This is a genomic window from Paenibacillus riograndensis SBR5, from assembly GCF_000981585.1.
Taxonomy (GTDB): domain Bacteria; phylum Bacillota; class Bacilli; order Paenibacillales; family Paenibacillaceae; genus Paenibacillus_AQ; species Paenibacillus_AQ riograndensis.
This window is the reverse complement of sequence record NZ_LN831776.1, coordinates 5543335-5560444: the sequence shown is the minus strand read 5'-3', so window position 1 is coordinate 5560444 and position 17110 is coordinate 5543335. Positions and strand designations below refer to the sequence as shown.

Below are 17110 nucleotides of genomic sequence, written 5' to 3'. Positions count from 1 at the left end.
AAAGGGGAGCAGCATCATGGGAGTACTACAGCCTGCGGCTCAAGAGAAAACAGGAAAAATAAAAAATAACCGCACCTCGGATGCGGTTATGGAGTTCGTTATGTATGTTATTGCAGCGGTGTTTCTGCTGATTCTGATCTATCCGCTGTTTTTTATTGTCATCGCTTCGTTCAGTGATCCGTCTGCTGTAGCGGGAGGACAGGTCTGGCTGTTCCCCAAGGGCTTTACCCTCGACGGCTACAAAGAGCTGCTGCGCCATGACAACATCTGGACCGGTTACCTCAATACCATTCTGTACACGGTCGTCGGAACGGTGATCGGTCTGGCCGTAAACATCTCGGCAGCCTATGCGCTGTCCCGCAAAGACCTGACAGGCCGCAAGTATATCTCGCTGTATTTCATCTTCACGATGTTTTTTAACGGCGGGCTGATTCCCACCTTCCTGACGATCCGCGACTTCCAGCTGTATGACACCTTCCTGGTGATGGTGCTGCCCTTCTCCGTGGGGGTCTACAACATTATTGTCGCCCGGACTTTTTTTCAGACGAGTATTCCCGGGGATTTATGGGAGGCGGCTCAGATCGACGGCTGCGGCAACCTCCGCTACTTTGCCCGGGTTGTGCTGCCGCTGTCCAAAGCAATTGTTGCCGTGCTTGGCTTATGGATTGCCGTCGGATACTGGAACTCGTATTTCAACGCCTTGATCTACCTGAAGAACCCGGACATGTATCCGCTGCAGCTGATCCTCCGCAATATTCTGATTACCAATCAGATGCAGTCCGGCATGGGAACGGGCGAAGCGGCGCAAATCGCACTGCGGCTGGCGAATATGATGCGCTACTCCGTCATTATTGTGGCTACAGTGCCGATCATGTGTGTATATCCTTTTGTGCAGAAATACTTTAATCAGGGCGTGATGATCGGCGCGGTAAAGGAATAGCTGAGGAATAGCTGATGAATAGCCGATGGGCAGGGCTGCAATTATTGATGGAGGACATCTCCAAATTCGGCACGCTGCTGGAATCTGCCTTTGGCAAAAGGGCATAAGGGCAAAATCTTGATCCCATTCTCCCTTGCGTATTCCACCATCGCTTCAACAAGCAGGTCTCCAAGCCCCTGTCCGCGGTAAGCGGTGTTTACGAAGGTATGATCGATAATATAAAGGCTGGCTGTTGAGGTTACATAAGTCATTTCAGCAGCGATGGAGTCCTGATCCCGGATCAGAAACCGCTTGTTGTCTTTATCGTGAACTACATTGTGCATTGTGACACCTCTTTCTGTATGTTATTATTCCTGGTCAAGAATCTCGTATCGGAGCGCGCCGCTCGGGCATTTGTCAATATGCCGGGCAATGGCCTCAGCGGCATCGGCATCGGGCTCAACCCAAGGACGTCTGCTAACATTAAAAACCGCAGGCAAACCTTTCACACAAACACCGGAGTGAATGCATTTTTCTGGCTGGAACTTCACCGTGATATTTTTGCCGTAATACAGCTTCTGATCGTTTGTCATACGTTCACACCTTTCATTTTAATTTCTTGATTGCGTCCCGCTGTTCTGACTATACCATACTCTTTTACAGAAAAGCTGACATGATTTCGCTAAAATTTGATATAAAAAGCTGGAAAAGTACAGTTTGCAGCAAGCTCGCTATCTATCGCCGTAAAATGGTAAACTAGGAAATATAGTATTTTACGGGGAGTGAACTTCTTATGAAAAAGCTTGCTGCCGGCTTCCTGGCCGGTGCGGTATTGATGATAGGCACCCAGGCGATCGGGGCTTCTACGAGTCTAGTAGGCAAGACAATTCAAGCAGAATACACCGTAAACGTGTACGGCAAGAAACTGGCGGTCCCGGCCATTGTAATTGACGGCAAAAGCTATGCACCGGTCCGGGCAATCGGGGAGCTGGCAGGATATAAGGTTTCCCTGTCAGGCAAGACCATCAGTCTGGACGAGAAAGAGGCGGCGGCTCTGCCATCGCTGGCTGATAGGAATGCAGGCATTACAATGGGCCCGGTGCCCACGCTGACACCAGACTCCGCAGCAGCTGTGACCAAAGGCAAGATCAAAGCGATTGACAGCAAGATAGATGCCGTTGTCGACAACATTCTGTCCACAAGCAGCAAGCTGAAGGCAGACCCTGACAGTGGCGACCTGAAGGACAAGCTGGAGCAATATAAAGCGGAATACGCTGATCTGCTCCAGCAAAAGGATGCCGAACTGCAGAAATAGAACGGGCATACATGTGAAGTGGCTATGCAGACTTCTGTAAAAAGTCGAATATAAGAGGCTGCTCCGTCATTGGCTGCAATGACATGGAACGGCCTCTTTTTTCATAAGGAAAGTTGCTATTGCGATTTGCTGTTAACATTTCTAGTACCGTTACTATTGCTGCTGATCCCGCCCGGTGCCGCCGCCGTAGCGGATTCCGCCTCTTGCCGGTACCCGCCGGGGGTTTTGCCGATAATCCGTTTGAAGACCAGGCTGAAGGTTTTGGTATCACGGTACCCCACCTGCTCGGCAATGAGCGCTATGGGGGTATTTGGTTGCCGGGCCAGCAGCCCGCAGCTTTTTTGAATCCGGACATTTTGCAGGAAATGGTGAAAGGTCTGGCCGGTGTGCGCCTGGAACAACCGCTGCAAATGACGTTCGCTCCAGTCAAAGGCCCGGGCAAGATGGGACAGGGTGATATCCCGGGCATACTCCTGCTGGATATAGCGGAGAACATGCAGGAATCGCGTTTGCTTGTTGACCGGAAACTGAAGCTCATCATGCTTGAAGCGGTAGAGGGTGACCACCAGTTGAATGAACAGGGACAATAAATAGGTGCCGGAGCCGGTCTGCGGCAGATTGTACTCCCGGTGCAGCGAGAGAAAAAGGCTCTCGATGGAACCATGAAGGTCGGTGACTGTGAACGGAGAAACCTGGTGGTTTTGGATCTGTGCCACGTATCCGGCAATCGCCGGGTCCGGAATAACCGGAGTCAATCCTTCCAGCAGCCCGGGGGTAAATAAGCAATTGTAGACCACAAGCGGTTCTTTAAGGGAAGCGGGCGACGACGGCCGGAAGACATGGGAGACGCCGACGGGAATGAAATACAACTGTCCTTTGAAGGCATGTTGAACCTCCTGTTCAATATAGTGGAACCCCTTGCCTTCCGCAACGAAGGCCAGCTCGATGAAATCATGGGAATGAAGCGGAAGCTGATAAGTCTCCGTAGCACGGTTCACATACAGCAGCAGATTATTTTCAAAAAAGCTTTCGCCTTTCAGCGTATGGTTTGCAGAGTTCACCCGTCCTCCCCTTTCTCCGCCGGACAAAAAGTCCTTTTTGCGCAGGTGAAATGTCTTTTTTACAGGTAATAGATTGAATTTGAATTCTTATAATTGTAATAGAAAGCGCTTCGAATTTATAGGGTGAATCCAAGAAAAGACGGGGTGGACAGGATGTTAACGGTTCAAAAGCTACGTGTGGAGTATAAAGAAAATCCGGTCGGGCTTGATGTGCGCTTCCCAAGAATCAGCTGGCAGCTTCAATCGGAGAAGCGGGATGTGCTGCAGCAGTCCTATGAGATCGAGGTCTCTGCTGAAGCGGACTTCCGCCGGAGGTTATGGAGTTCCGGGAGGGTGTATTCGGAGCAATCGTCTCATGTGGAACTGGCGGAACTGATGGTGCGTTCACGGCAGCGTTATTATTACCGGGTTAGAGTGTGGGATATGGAGGACCGGAGTACGGAATGGTCGGAAACTGCATTTTGGGAGATGGGGCTGCTGGCACAGGAGGAGTGGCAGGCTGAATGGATCAGCGCTCCGCTGTCACTGCTTGGTGTAGAATCGGAACAGTGTCCGCTCCTCCGGGGCAGCTTTCACACCGCTGCTAAACCGGTTAAAGCCAGAATGTATGCGACCGCCCTCGGACTGTATGAGCTGGAACTCAACGGCTCGCGCGTAGGCGATGGTTATCTGACCCCGGGCTGGACCAGCTACGGTCAACGGCTGCAGGTGCAGGCTTATGATATTACAGCGCAGATTGCAGCAGGAGAGAATGCTGTGGGCGCGTGGCTGGGGAACGGCTGGTATAAAGGTAACCTGGGCTGGGATAACCGCAGGCATCTTTTTGGCAGCCGCACCGCATTGCTGATGCAAATCCATCTGACCTATGAGGATGGGAGCGAGCAGATATTTGCGACGGGTGAGAACTGGACAGCGGCAGCCGGCCCGATTCTGATGTCTGAGCTTTATCACGGCGAAAGCTATGATGCCCGTCTGGAGTTAAGCGGGTTCAGCCGGGCCGGGTATGACGACAGCCGCTGGTCCCGGGTTGAGCTCATCACGCATTCCAAGGAAATGCTGGTCGCACAGGCGAATGTTCCAGTAAGGAAAATAGAACAGATCAAGCCGCTTAAGCTGCTTAAGACACCCGCCGGTGAAACCGTGCTTGATATGGGGCAAAACATGGTCGGCTGGATACAGTTTTCCCTGGATGCCCCGCGCGGGCGGCAGGTGGAGCTGGTTCATTTCGAGGTGCTGGACCGTGATGGCAATGTCTATACTGATAATCTGAGAGGCGCCAGACAGAAGATCACGTATATTGCCAAAGGCGGAGGCCCGGAAAGCTATGAGCCGCGGTTTACCTTCCAGGGATTCCGCTATGTGCAGCTGACCGGATTCGGCGAGGAGCCTTCGCTCCAGGATTTCACAGGCATTGTACTTCATTCGGATATGGAGCGCACAGGCTTCTTCGCTTGCTCCAATCCGCTGATCAATCAGCTCCAGCACAATATCCTGTGGGGCCAAAAAGGCAACTTTGTCGATGTGCCGACGGATTGCCCGCAGCGGGATGAGCGGCTGGGCTGGACCGGGGATGCGCAGATGTTCATCCGCACCTCTGCGTATCTGATGAATGTAGCCCCGTTTTTCACCAAATGGCTCAAAGACCTGTCTGCTGATCAACTGGACAACGGCGGTGTTCCGTTCGTGATTCCGAATGTCCTGGGAGAGAATGAGCATTCTTCTTCAGCCTGGGGCGATGCTGCCGTCATCTGTCCTTGGACGATCTACCAATGCTATGGGGATAAACGTATCCTGGAGGAGCAGTACCCGAGTATGCAAGGCTGGGTGGAGTATATCAGGAGGCAAGGGCATGACGGGCTTCTGTGGAACACGGGCTTTCATTTTGGCGACTGGCTGGGACTGGATGCCAAACCGGACAGCTACAAAGGTGCTACGGATACCGGTTTGATCGCGACTGCCTTTTATGCGTATTCCGTTCAGCTTCGGGGAAGACGGCCGGTGTACTGGGGAGAACTGAAGACGCCCGGCAGTACTCGAAGCTGCACAGCCGTATTAAAGAAGCTTTTAACCGGGAATTTATCACGCCTTCGGGGCGTTTATCCGTACCCACACAGACAGCCTGCGTTCTGGCCCTGATGTTCGGGCTGGTAGAAGGGCCGGCGAAAGAACGCACAACAGACAAACTCCTGAAGCTCCTGGAAGAAAGCGGCCATCATCTCACCACCGGGTTTGTGGGCACACCTTATCTCAACCTTGTGTTAAGTGAAGCGGGGCATACGGACGCGGCCTATAAATTGCTGCTGCAGACCGATTATCCTTCCTGGCTGTACCAGGTGACCCAAGGAGCGACGACCATCTGGGAGCACTGGGACGGGATAAAGGAGGACGGAAGCTTCTGGAGCAAGGATATGAATTCGTTCAACCATTATGCGTATGGAGCCATCGGGGATTTTTTGTACCGCCATGTTGCAGGTATTGAGTTGGATGAAGCGTACCCGGGCTACAAGGCATTTGTGATCAAGCCGCAGCCGGGCGGAGACCTGACCTGGACTGCAGCTGCGCTTGAAACGATGTACGGGCGTATTCGCTCCGAATGGAATATAACTGCGGATCAGCTGGAAATGTCCGTTTCGGTGCCGCCGAACACCTCTGCAACGCTGTATCTCCCGAAAGCCGATTTGCCCCGTGTGCTGGAGGGTGATGTGCCGCTTGAGCATGCCGCCGGCGTACATTCTACAGAGCAGCTGGAGCATGAGGTGAAAGTAATACTGGGCTCCGGGGACTATAAGTTTTCTTATAAGCTGGGCGCGCAATGAGCCGGGGATAACGAAGAAGGAAGCAAACGGATTCCGGCAGCGGGCGGCTGTTTAAGTCTCCGTTTGCTTTTTGCTTTTTTTAGCGCTATTATAGATTAATAAAGTCTTTGATTGAGGTGGGTGTTCATGAAGTACTCAAAGGCAACCAACTATGCGCTGCACACCATGCTCTATCTGGTGGCTGCTGCGCCGAACAAGCCTATAGGCGTACAGCAGCTGGCGGAACGGCAGGGGGTATCTCCCACATATCTGTCGAAGATCCTGACCAAGCTGGTGAAGGCGGATCTCATTGAGTCCGCATCCGGTGCGAACGGCGGATACCGGCTGAAGCGCAGGCAGGAAGAGATTTCTTTTCTGGACATCATTCATGCCATTGAAGGCACGGCATCGTTGTTCGATTGTACCCTCAACCACTCCAGCAAGTGTCCGATTCAGCAGGAGATGGTCGAAGCGGAGCGGCAGATGGAGCAGTATCTGCAGAACAAGAAGATGTCCGAGCTTGCCGAAAAAATAACGGTGGACTGATCATCCGCCGTTTTTGGCGGCATGATTATAGATATAGACAGTCTTTTAAATCTGTAAAAGCTTGAAAATTATTAAATCCGGGAAGGGATGAGCTGTAATGATGAACGATTTATTTAATGCCGATGTATGGGAAAAGGCCTGGAAGGAGGACCCGGCAGCGATGGGCAACAGGTTCAAGCAGTCGGGAATGGACATGGCACGCGCCTTTGACCATAAAGCGAAGTCGTTTAATGAAGAAGTGTTCAGTGAAGGGGGAAGACGCAGAAGCGAGCGGATTATCGGCTGGCTTGAAGGCCAGGGTGTCGACTTTGAAGGACTGTCTGTATTGGATGTGGGCGCGGCTTCGGGCGGGTTCACGGTCCCTTTTGCCGATAGAGGGGCGAAGGTTACCGCAGTGGAGCCGAACCATCCATTAGCCGGGCTGTTCATCGAGAATACCGCCAGGTTCGGTCCGGGGCAGGTGGAGCTGGTGCATGATTTGTTCGAACATGTAGATCTTGACGCCAAAGGCTGGAAGGGCGCTTTCGATCTTGTTTTTGCGTCCATGACTCCGGTGGTGGTTGATTGGGAGAGTGTGGAGAGTGTGCTTAGCTGTGCGCGCAAGTACTGTTACATCAGCCTGAATGCAGGAGGCAGAGAGTTCAGTCTGCTGAATGAGGTGCTTCCTTTGCTGAACGGGCAGACATTGCCTGCAAAAAGCTCGGATATGGCTTATTTGACTCACTTGCTCTATCTGAAGGGCTATTCGTTTGAGTCGCTGATCACACGCGAGATGAAAACCACCGAGCTCTCCAGCGGGGAGGCGATCGAGGAGACACTGATGCTGCTGAAGCATCATAAGCTGCCCGCAGATGAGGCGGCCCGCCGGACCGTTACGGAATATGTGCACCGCACGTATCCTGACGGCAAGGTGCAGGTTCAGCAGGGAGGACGCTTCGGCAAGGTGCTGATCCGGCTGCAGGAGCTGAATATGTACAGCAGAGCAGAAGCCGGTAAAAGGTAATCAATAGGCGGCAAGCGGTGGTAAAGGCGGATGGGCCTTGTATTTCTGACAAAAGATGATATGTTATAGATAGATCCCCATAGCGGGATCTATTTTACTATACGGAAGGAATGAGCGAAATGAGAGGACAAGTGCAGGTTTTCGAGCAAGACCGGATGAAGAAGGCGGGTGAAATCTACTATGAACCATAGTCTGATTACGGATTCCCTGCGTGAGGAACTGGTGCGCCAGCTTGTATATCTTGATGAGAATACCTATGGCATTCTGGAACGGACGGCAACGGAATCCCCTGCGGACCGTGCGGAGATCCGTGCTTTGATTGAGAGGTATCAGGCATGTGTGCAGCGTATTTTGACCGGAGCCAGCGATGAGCTTACACGCTCTGCGGTGCTGATCGGCTCCTGGATTTCGCTGAGGATCGGCCCGGAAACGCTGACGGATGCGTACCGTATTGTGATTCCCGGCGAATCCAGTCTGGATGAGTATTCGATCTCACTCTGCTCCCCTATGGGCAGGGCGCTGCTTCTGGCTGAGCCCGGTGAGACGGTAACGGTTCATACCCCGCTTGGCAGCGACCAGGTGCTTGTGCTGAACAACGTCTATGAGTATCCGGTCCGTGAAAAGCAGAGGTAACGAATTTGTCTACTTAATTTATGTGGATTCACTCTTCATGGAGCGAATCAGCCGGATTAGGTGTACTTTTTGCAACTAACGATGGTCCGGGTGCCGGATTGTCCCGGATTAAGTTCACTTTTTCCACTTAACTCCCTGCTTCCACTCCATGACCACGTGGCCCCCGTCCCCGGGCTCGATCCAAAAGTCATACTACATCACAACGGCTGCGCTGTCCTTATTGGACGGCGCAGCCGTTGCTGTTTGTATTCAGCACTTTCATGTGGTCCCGCGGCTGAAATGAAGCTTACAGCTGCTCGACCTCACGCAGCCAAAGCGCCGCAGAAGCATCGCTCGGCATACGCCAGTCTCCGCGCGGCGAGAGGCTGACCGTTCCGACCTTCGGCCCGTCCGGGAGGCAGGAGCGCTTGAACTGCTGGGTGAAGAAGCGGGTCACGAATACCCTGAGCCAGCTCACTAGCTGCTCCTTGGGGTAGGCGTCGCCAAAAGCATGCCGGGCAAGGTAGAACATTTTTGCAGGAGAAGCGCCTGTCCGCAGCATGTAATACAGGAAGAAATCATGCACTACATAAGGTCCGAGGATATTCTCCGTTAGCTGGACAATCTCGCCTGTAGCGGACGGCGGCAGAAGCTCGGGGCTGATTCCCGTGTCGATGATGTCATAGAGCAGCTTGTTCACAGTCTCGTCGGCCTCGTGATCGGCATACCAGCCGACGACATATTGAATAAGCGTCTTCGGAATTCCCGAGTTGACACTGTACATAGACATATGGTCACCGTTATAGGTACACCATCCAAGGGCAAGCTCCGACAGATCGCCGGTGCCGATCACAATGCCGCCATTCTTGTTGGCCAGATCCATCAGGATCTGCGTGCGTTCCCGGGCCTGAACGTTCTCATAGGTCAGATCGTGGACATCCTTGTCATGGCCGATATCCTCGAAATGCTGCAGGCAGGCGGCTTTGATGTCAACGACCTTAAGCGAAGCGCCGAGTGCCTTGATCAGGCCGACGGCGTTATCGTAGGTGCGGTTCGTCGTGCCGAAGCCCGGCATGGTGACCGCCAGCACATCGCTGGCCGGACGGCCGAGCAGCTCCATCGCCCGCACGGCGACGAGCAGCGCCAGCGTGGAATCCAGGCCGCCGGAGATGCCGATCACCGCCTGCCTGGTGCCGATGTGGCGGATGCGCTTCATCAGGCCGGAGGTCTGGATGGAGAGAATCTCCCGGCAGCGGTCGTCGCGCTGCTGCGGATTGCCGGGAACGAACGGGTTCACGGCGATGCTGCGGACCAGCTCCCGTCCTTCAAGCAGGGCGCCCGGTGCCGCATAGAGCACCTCACGGTAGTTGCGGCCGCCCTTGCCAGCCCGGAAGGTGCCCATCACCGTACGGGAATACTGGATTCTCGGCACATCAATGTCAGCGATGATGATGCGGCTCTCATGGGTGAAGCGCTCGGATTCCGCGAGCATCTGCCCGTTCTCGGCGATCAGCGAGTGGCCGCCGAACACGACATCCGTTGTCGATTCGCCGGTATTGCAGCCGGCGTAGACATAACCTGCCACGCAGGAGGCGGATTGGCTGGTGACCAGCTGGCGGCGGTAATCCGCTTTGCCTACCAGCTCGTTGCTGGCCGACGGGTTGAACAGCAGGACAGCTCCGGCCTGGGCGAGCAGGCTGCTCGGAGGAACCGGAACCCAGAGATCCTCGCAGATTTCCACACCAAAGGAGATGCCGCTGCCTTCACTCGTGAACATCAGATCATTGCCGACCGGTACAGCCGTTTCACCAATCCGCAGCTCTGATATCTCCAGCTCTTCGGCTCCGGCGAACCAGCGGGGCTCATAGAACTCGCTATAACCGGGGATGCAGGTCTTCACTACAAGACCCAGAATTTTACCCTGCTGCAATACGGCAGCGCAGTTAAACAGCCTGCTTTTTATCGAAATGGGCAGACCGGCAATGACGATGAGATTCCGCCCTTTGGTCGCGGCGGTGATCTTCTGCAAGGCTTCCAGTGCGGCTTCCTGCAGCACCGGCTGCAGAAATAAATCCGCGCAGCTATAACCGGTAATAGACAGCTCCGGCAGCACCAGGTATTCCACCTGCTTCTCATCCGCTTGTCCGATCACCTCCATAATTTGTGCTGCATTATACTCGCAGTCGGCAACCCGCAGTTCAGGGGATGCGGCGGCGACTCTTGCGAATCCGAAATTCTGCATTTGTTTCACCTATCCTTTGTATGATGACACCTGCTATTCATTAATTGTACCCATGATAGGGTATCCATAACAAGTAGAAAGGGCTGAATGGACCGGAGCCACCATTTCCATAAAAAGGTATACAACAAAAATAACACGTGTTATACTTTTGCCGAGGTGCTGATATGGACAAAAAAAGAGTAACCAGCCGCGATGTTGCCAAGCTGGCCGGTGTATCCCGCAGCGTCGTCTCTGCTGTGCTGAATGGCACGCCGGGCATCGGCGTCAGCGGGGAGACGCGGGAGAACGTGCTGGCTGCGATCCGTGAGCTGAACTACCATGTGGACGCCCAGGCGCGAAGCATGAAGACGGGCCGCACCATGAGTCTGGCCGCGTTCGGCGACACACGGCACCCGCTGTTCATGCGGCTGCTGGAGGGCATGCAGCGGGAATGTGAGGCGCACGGCTATCACATTCTGCTCTGCTCGCCGGGCCACCGGCCGGACGGCGAAGCCAGGAGTGAGCTGGTGGATCTCTACCACCAGCGGAAAATCGACGGCATCGTGACGCTGGATAATACCAGCTACCGCGATGAAGCATGGGCCGCCAAGGTCAGCGAGGCGGGGGTTCCGTATGTATCCGTGGAGGGTTATGCCGAGGCGGAGGGGGTATGCTCTGTGCTGGCCGACTACAAGGGCAGTGTGGAGCTGGCTCTGGATTATTTGCTGCGGCCGGGAACTCCGCAGCTCCAGACTCCGGTATATGCTGAGGTGTATCATGGCAGCATCCGGAGCTGGGCGGAGCGGACACGCCGGGACGCCTATATCCGCTGGTGCAGCGAACGGGGCATGAATCCCTTTTTCTTCCGCCTTCCCGAGCGGGAAGGGCGGGTGGACTGGGAGGAATGGCTCCTGAAGCTGGCGGATATCAGCAAGCCGCCGCCGCCGCTGCTGGTGAACTGGTCCAGCGGGGTCCCGGATTTGTACCGGGCCGCCCATAAGCTGGGCCTGCGCATCGGCGAAGAGCTGCGGGTGATGGCGGCGGACAACACGATCCAGGGCCACCGTCTGAGCCTGCCGGCATTAAGCTGTGTTGAAATTCCCTATGTGGGTATGGGAGTAGAGGCAGTAAGATGTGTGCTCAAGCAGATTGAAGGCGGAGCAGCACCGGAAGCGGCCGGGAAAATATGGCTGCCCGCGGTTTTAAGGGCGGGAGAAAGCGCGTAAGCGTGCTTTTTTTCGGGATATAACACGTGTTATAAAAGGAGGAAAAGCAAATGTTTTGGACGGAGGAAAAGCTGGGGGCGCGGCTGCGTGAACTGGAAGGGTATCGTTACCGTGATGTTGTCAAACTGAGTGACTGGCTGGCAGTAGAGGATAAGGATGGAGCGAACGGGAAGTACCCTCCGCAGCTCGAAGGAGACACCAGGCTTCAGCTGGGGGATTACTGGACCGGCCGGGATGCGTACCTCTGGCTGCATAGCACCATAGAAGTGCCTGCGGAGTGGAAGGGGAAACGCGTGGTCGGGCTTTTTGACTTCGGCCGGACCGGCGGGGGCAACAACAGCGGTTTTGAGTCGCTGCTGTATCTTGACGGCAAGCCTTATCAGGGGGTGGATTCCAACCACCAGGAGGTTTTTCTGGAGGAGGATGCGGCGGGCCGTGCGCTGGACTTCACCTTCCGCTTGTGGTCAGGGCTGGAGGGCGGGGGCCGTCCGGTTCCCCAGGAGCACCGGATTATGCGGTCAGAGCTGGCCTGGCTGGATGAGGCGGCGGATAATTTGTATTATACAGGCCGTGCTGCGCTGTCCACCTGCAAGCAGCTTGCAGACCAGCAGCCGGAGAAGCAGGAGCTGCTGATGGCGCTCAACCGGGCATTCAACAAGCTGGACTGGTCGAAACCGGGCAGCGCAGGCTTTTACCGTTCCGTCCGTGAGGCAGAATCGCTGCTGCTGGAGCAGCTGGCGCTGCTTGAGGCGAAGCCTCCGGTAACCGTAACCGCAATCGGCCATACCCATATCGACGTTGCCTGGCTGTGGCGGCTTACCCATACGCGGGAAAAAGCAGCCCGCTCTTTCTCCACAGTGCTCCGGCTGATGAAGCAGTACCCGGAATATATATTTTTGCAGACCCAGCCGCAGCTGTATGCTTACATCAAAGAGGATTACCCGGAAATCTATGCTGAAATCCGCAAGCGGGTGGAAGAAGGCCGCTGGGAAGCCGGAGGTGCGATGTGGCTGGAAGCGGACTGCAATCTGACCAGCGGGGAATCGCTGGTGCGCCAGATCTTGTACGGAACCAAGTTTTTCCGGGAGGAATTCGGCGTGGACTGCAAATATTTGTGGCTCCCCGATGTCTTTGGCTACAGCTGGGCGCTGCCGCAGATTTTGCGCAAATCGGGCATTGATACGTTCATGACCACCAAGATCAGCTGGAGCCAGTATAACCGTATGCCGCATGATACGTTTCGCTGGAGAGGTATTGACGGCAGTGAAGTGCTGACTCACTTTATCACCACGCCTGAAGGGCCTGACTCCGGCGCTTGGTATTATACCTACAACGGCCTGATTGAAGCCTTCTCCGTTCAGGGCATCTGGGATCAGTACCGGGATAAGAATCTGAACCGTGAGCTGCTGCTCTCCTACGGATATGGTGATGGCGGCGGGGGCGTCAACCGCGAAATGCTGGAAATGCGCCGGCGCCTTGACAAGATGCCCGGGATTCCCGCGGTCCGGACGGGGCGGGCGGATGAGTATTTTGAACGCCTGAATGAGGCGGTCCGCAGCACTGACCAGTATGTTCATACCTGGGACGGGGAGTTGTACCTGGAGTTCCACCGGGGAACGTATACCAGCCAGGCCTACAACAAGCGGATGAACCGGAAGCTGGAGCTGCTGTACCGTGAAGCGGAGTGGCTGCAGGTCCTCCTGGCTGTGGAAAAGGGCAGCTTCAGCAGCTATCCGGCACAGCTCCTGCTGGAGGGCTGGCACACCATCCTCCGCAACCAGTTCCACGATATTATTCCAGGCTCCTCCATCCGCGAGGTGTACGAGGATTCAAGATTGGAATATGCGGAAGCGGAGCGGATCGGCAGCACGGCGGCGGAGGCAGCGGCTGCGGGGCTGGTGGAAGGGCTGGTCGAAGAGCGGGCCGAAGAGCTGGCAGAAGGGCTGGCAGAAGAGCAGGCAGAAGAGATGACAGAAGGGCTGGCAGAAGAACTGGCTGAAGGGGCCGGTTTCCGGCAGGAGACTGAATACACAGTCTTCAATGGAGCTTTCTACGAGCGGACAGAGCTGGCAGCTATTCCTTATGAAGCAGCAGGTGAGGATATGGTGTGGACCACTGCGGCCGGCCGGCAGTTATCTTCCCAGCGTGTTGGCGGGGAGTGGCTGATCGAGGTCCCGGCGGTTCCGATGCTGGGCAGCACAGTCATTAAGGCCGGAACTGTGGCAGCATTTGCGGTTGAGGCAGATTCAGCGGGTTCTGCTGATTCTGCCGCAGGCAAGATTGAGGCGCGGGAAGGCAACGCCTTAACGCCCGGCGACCCGGTTCCGTTCGAATGGGAGGATTCCCGGCTTACGACACCGTTTTATGTGCTGGAATGGAACGATGCGGGGCAGCTGAGCCGTATTTATGACCGCCGGGAACAGCGGGAGGTGCTGGCTCCGGGTGAGAACGGCAACGTGCTCCAGGTTTTTGAGGATAAGCCGAAGATGTACGATGCCTGGGATATTGATCTCTTTTATCAGGAAAAAAAGAGAGAAATCACTGACCTGCGCTCGGTAAAGCTGACGGAATGCGGCGCGCTTGCGGCGGTGCTGGAATTCACATGGCAGTATATGGACTCCTCCATTGTCCAGAAGGTCAAGGTGTATAGCAGAAGCGCCCGGATTGACTTTGAGACGCTGGCCGACTGGCATGAGCAGCATCAGCTGCTGAAGACCGCTTTTCCGGTTGCGGTGCGGGCTACGGAGGCTACCTATGACATCCAGTTCGGGAACGTGAAGCGGCCGACGCATTGGAATACAAGCTGGGATTATGCGCGGTTCGAAAGTGTCGGCCATCAGTGGGCCGATCTGTCCGAGCGGGGTTATGGCGTCAGTCTGCTGAATGACTGCAAATACGGCTATGACATCAAGGATCATGTGATGCGGCTGTCACTGATCAAGTCGGCCACAGAGCCTGACTGGCAGGCGGACCAGGGGGAGCACAGGTTTACCTATGCTCTGCTGCCGCATAAAGGCGACTGGGTAGCAGCAAACACGGTTCAGGAAGCTTGGTCACTGAATAATCCGCTGCGTGTGGTCAAGGGCGGTTATTCTGCCGGGGCTGGCAGATCGCTGATCAAGACGGACTGCGGCAGCATTGCCGTTGACGCCCTCAAAATGGCGGAAAATGGCGAAGGCTTTATCGTCCGCCTGCATGAGTATACAGGCACCCGCAGCACCGTAACGTTCAGCAGCGATTATCCAGTCCATTCCTGGCAGGAATGTGACCTGATGGAGCGGCCGGTGGGCGAAATCAAGCCCGGCGGGGCGGTTACCTGTGAAATCAAGCCTTATGAAATCAGTACTTTTATTGTTAGGTTTTCCGGTTAATCTTGGAGTATTGGCGCTTGCATAGTTAGCCGCACGGACATTAAGAACAGGCATCCCATTCTCACGGCAGGTGAGGGGATGCCCGTTTGTTATGCCGCTTAGGCGCAGTGAATCGGGGGCGGTTCGCGCGGTCTGCGGCTCAGTTTTTTAACTATATAGAGTGAACTTAAGAGCTTTACATTAGGGACTTCGTCGGGACTCCGGAGAATGTTTGGACTTCCGGCCGCTGTTGTCTGCAGATTTCTTGATTTGTACCGCTGTTCGCGGTGGAAATCCGCAGACAAAGGCGGACGCATTCGCTCCTACAGTTCCAAACTTCCCCTCCATCCCTTTTCCCTTTTGTTAGTTTTTCAAGTTCAATCTATATATCGCTTCTTTCTGCCCCAGTTTCCTGCAGCAGGTCAGACTTCATCATACAGCCGCTGCAGAAAATCGATGCTGCTCTGCATATAGTCCTCGGGGGTACTCTCCAGAATGCCCTGAATATGCGGCCGCTTATATTTCATGTATTGGAGCAGCGGAGCAAAGTGAAGCAGCCCTTGGCCGACAGGCACAATCCCGATCTGTCCGTCATTGACTGTGAAGTCCTTCAGGTGCAGGACAGCAATCCGGTCCCCCAGCAGCTCCAGCGCTTCCCCAATCACGGCATCCTGCTGCCGGTAATTGTCCCCGGTCATTAGATTGGCACAGTCCAGAATAATCTGCAGATTATTGGAGGGAATCAGTGTGAGCAGCCGGTGTGCTAGCTGTGCAGTATAGAGCGGGTGATTGATCCCTGCTTCAATGCCTACTGTCACGCCAAATCGCTCCGCTTCTGCCACCATAGCTTGTACTGAGACCACAACCTGCTGGAAGGCTTCCTCCGTAAAATTTTCCGGGGTATAGCCGTTGCCTACACTGCCCGTTTCAGTACCGACCAGGCTGGCGCCGAAATCGCGGGCCAGGCGAAGATGGGTGCTGAATGCGTTCAAAGCCAGCTGTCTTTTGGCGGGATCAGGATCGGCGATATTTACATAGCAGCCGAGTACGGCAATGCGGACTCCTGCCTGGCGGAAGGCTTCGCCAAAATAAGCAGCGGTTCCCGGGCTTAATGCAGTCAGCGCAGGGACACTTTCGGGAAAGGATTTATGTACAGCGAGCTGAATATGCGAAAAACGATACCGGCTAAGCTTGGCGGTCAGCTCCGGCAAAGGCAGCCGTCCAAAGTCATGGGCGCGTACACCTAAATGAAGCGGGGCAGTCATGGTAAAAGCCTCCTTGTAATCAAATAAGGATTTTATACGGGAAATCCTAAGTATATGCGTGGACTCCAAGACCCTGGCTGCCGCAAGTGTGCATGCAAGGCGGCCAGCTCTGCCGACTGCGAGATCGCCTCCGCGACCAGGTCAGCTATGCGGGCGGCGCCTTGTTTGCAGAAATGCGTATCATCCGTGATGCCCTGCGGATAATTGGGATGCCCGCCTGCAGGCAGATGCATGAACAGCTGCCGCGAGCCGTCCACTCCCAGCCCGCGGTACAACTGCTGGGAGGAGGCAAAAATATCAAGCAGCGGCGTGCCGGTCTGCGCTGCAACCTCACGCACCGCTTCCGGGTACAGCCCGACCGCGAGCGGGTCAGGTTCGCCGCCTGCAGTGAACCGGCGGCGGCTGACCGAGGTCAGCAGAACAGGGGATCCGCCGCGGCTGCGGGCGAATTCGATGAACGTGAGCAGATTCCGGCGGTACTCCGCAGCGGGATCGGTATAACGGGCGGGGTCCTCTACCTTCTGGTCATTGTGTCCGAACTGGATCAGCAGGTAGTCGCCGCACTGGAAGTCCTTGCCGATATCTTCAAGCCGTCCTTCCGCCAGGAAGGAGCGGGTGCTGCGTCCGTTAACCGCCCGGTTGTCTACGGCAATCTCAGGGCTGAAATGCTCCTGAAGGAATTCACCCCAGCCGGCCATCGGCTTTTCGCCTCCGCCTTTCTGGGCAGCGGTGGAGTCACCGGCAATATACAGCGTAGGCATAATATACTTCCTTTCCTGATGCTTTGCGCCTTTAAC

Annotated in this window: 15 protein-coding genes; 9 read left to right on the top strand and 6 right to left on the bottom strand. The window is 55.2% G+C overall.

Annotation, left to right across the window (positions count from 1 at the left end):
• Positions 1-16: 16 nt before the first annotated feature.
• Entirely contained in the window at positions 17-940 is a 924-nt protein-coding gene (locus PRIO_RS23705; protein WP_020429017.1) for a carbohydrate ABC transporter permease, read from the top strand.
• A gap of 41 nt (positions 941-981) precedes the next feature.
• Here the strand turns inward: PRIO_RS23705 and PRIO_RS23700 are convergent, their stop codons facing one another.
• On the bottom strand, positions 982-1263 hold the full coding sequence (locus PRIO_RS23700; protein WP_020429016.1) for a GNAT family N-acetyltransferase: 282 nt from the start codon (positions 1261-1263) through the stop codon (positions 982-984).
• 24 nt (positions 1264-1287) lie between these two features.
• The gene (locus tag PRIO_RS23695) at positions 1288-1512 is read right to left on the bottom strand and encodes a (4Fe-4S)-binding protein (RefSeq protein ID WP_020429015.1); all 225 of its coding nucleotides are present in this window, start codon (positions 1510-1512) and stop codon (positions 1288-1290) included.
• Between the two features lie 200 nt (positions 1513-1712).
• On the opposite strand from PRIO_RS23695, the gene PRIO_RS34065 reads away from it, so the two are divergent.
• A complete protein-coding gene (locus tag PRIO_RS34065) occupies positions 1713-2234 on the top strand; it encodes a stalk domain-containing protein (RefSeq protein WP_020429014.1) in 522 nt (173 codons plus the stop codon).
• A 116-nt stretch (positions 2235-2350) separates the two neighbouring features.
• Here the strand turns inward: PRIO_RS34065 and PRIO_RS23685 are convergent, their stop codons facing one another.
• On the bottom strand, positions 2351-3295 hold the full coding sequence (locus tag PRIO_RS23685) for an AraC family transcriptional regulator (protein WP_020429013.1): 945 nt from the start codon (positions 3293-3295) through the stop codon (positions 2351-2353).
• A gap of 153 nt (positions 3296-3448) precedes the next feature.
• Here PRIO_RS23685 and PRIO_RS23680 point away from each other — a divergent pair, with 153 nt between their 5' ends.
• The 5 genes from PRIO_RS23680 (at position 3449) to PRIO_RS23665 (ending at position 8272) form a co-directional block, all read left to right on the top strand.
• A complete protein-coding gene (locus tag PRIO_RS23680) occupies positions 3449-5431 on the top strand; it encodes a family 78 glycoside hydrolase catalytic domain (RefSeq protein ID WP_331709816.1) in 1983 nt (660 codons plus the stop codon).
• Positions 5335-6111, top strand: a complete 777-nt coding sequence (locus tag PRIO_RS37340) for an alpha-L-rhamnosidase-related protein (RefSeq protein WP_331709853.1) — start codon at positions 5335-5337, stop codon at positions 6109-6111. Before PRIO_RS23680 ends, PRIO_RS37340 begins: the two co-directional genes overlap by 97 nt.
• 126 nt (positions 6112-6237) lie before the next feature.
• Entirely contained in the window at positions 6238-6636 is a 399-nt protein-coding gene (locus PRIO_RS23675) for an RrF2 family transcriptional regulator (protein ID WP_020429012.1), read from the top strand.
• A 97-nt stretch (positions 6637-6733) separates the two neighbouring features.
• A complete protein-coding gene (locus PRIO_RS23670) occupies positions 6734-7639 on the top strand; it encodes a class I SAM-dependent methyltransferase (RefSeq protein WP_046504959.1) in 906 nt (301 codons plus the stop codon).
• A gap of 180 nt (positions 7640-7819) precedes the next feature.
• Positions 7820-8272 carry a GreA/GreB family elongation factor gene (locus tag PRIO_RS23665; RefSeq protein ID WP_020429010.1) on the top strand — a complete coding sequence of 151 codons (453 nt, stop codon included), beginning with the start codon at positions 7820-7822 and terminating at the stop codon, positions 8270-8272.
• Between the two features lie 286 nt (positions 8273-8558).
• Here the strand turns inward: PRIO_RS23665 and PRIO_RS23660 are convergent, their stop codons facing one another.
• Entirely contained in the window at positions 8559-10493 is a 1935-nt protein-coding gene (locus PRIO_RS23660; RefSeq protein ID WP_020429008.1) for an NAD(+) synthase, read from the bottom strand.
• 164 nt (positions 10494-10657) lie between these two features.
• On the opposite strand from PRIO_RS23660, the gene PRIO_RS23655 reads away from it, so the two are divergent.
• Both PRIO_RS23655 and PRIO_RS23650 read left to right on the top strand, forming a co-directional pair.
• Positions 10658-11698, top strand: a complete 1041-nt coding sequence (locus PRIO_RS23655) for a LacI family DNA-binding transcriptional regulator (protein ID WP_020429006.1) — start codon at positions 10658-10660, stop codon at positions 11696-11698.
• Positions 11699-11748: 50 nt separating this feature from the next.
• Positions 11749-15069 carry an alpha-mannosidase gene (locus PRIO_RS23650; protein WP_046504955.1) on the top strand — a complete coding sequence of 1107 codons (3321 nt, stop codon included), beginning with the start codon at positions 11749-11751 and terminating at the stop codon, positions 15067-15069.
• 401 nt (positions 15070-15470) lie between these two features.
• On the opposite strand, the gene PRIO_RS23645 is transcribed toward PRIO_RS23650, so the two are convergent.
• Together PRIO_RS23645 and PRIO_RS23640 are read right to left on the bottom strand one after the other, a co-directional pair.
• A complete protein-coding gene (locus PRIO_RS23645; RefSeq protein WP_020428999.1) occupies positions 15471-16313 on the bottom strand; it encodes a sugar phosphate isomerase/epimerase family protein in 843 nt (280 codons plus the stop codon).
• A 32-nt stretch (positions 16314-16345) separates the two neighbouring features.
• The gene (locus PRIO_RS23640) at positions 16346-17074 is read right to left on the bottom strand and encodes a rhamnogalacturonan acetylesterase (RefSeq protein ID WP_020428997.1); all 729 of its coding nucleotides are present in this window, start codon (positions 17072-17074) and stop codon (positions 16346-16348) included.
• Between the last annotated feature and the right edge of the window lie 36 nt (positions 17075-17110).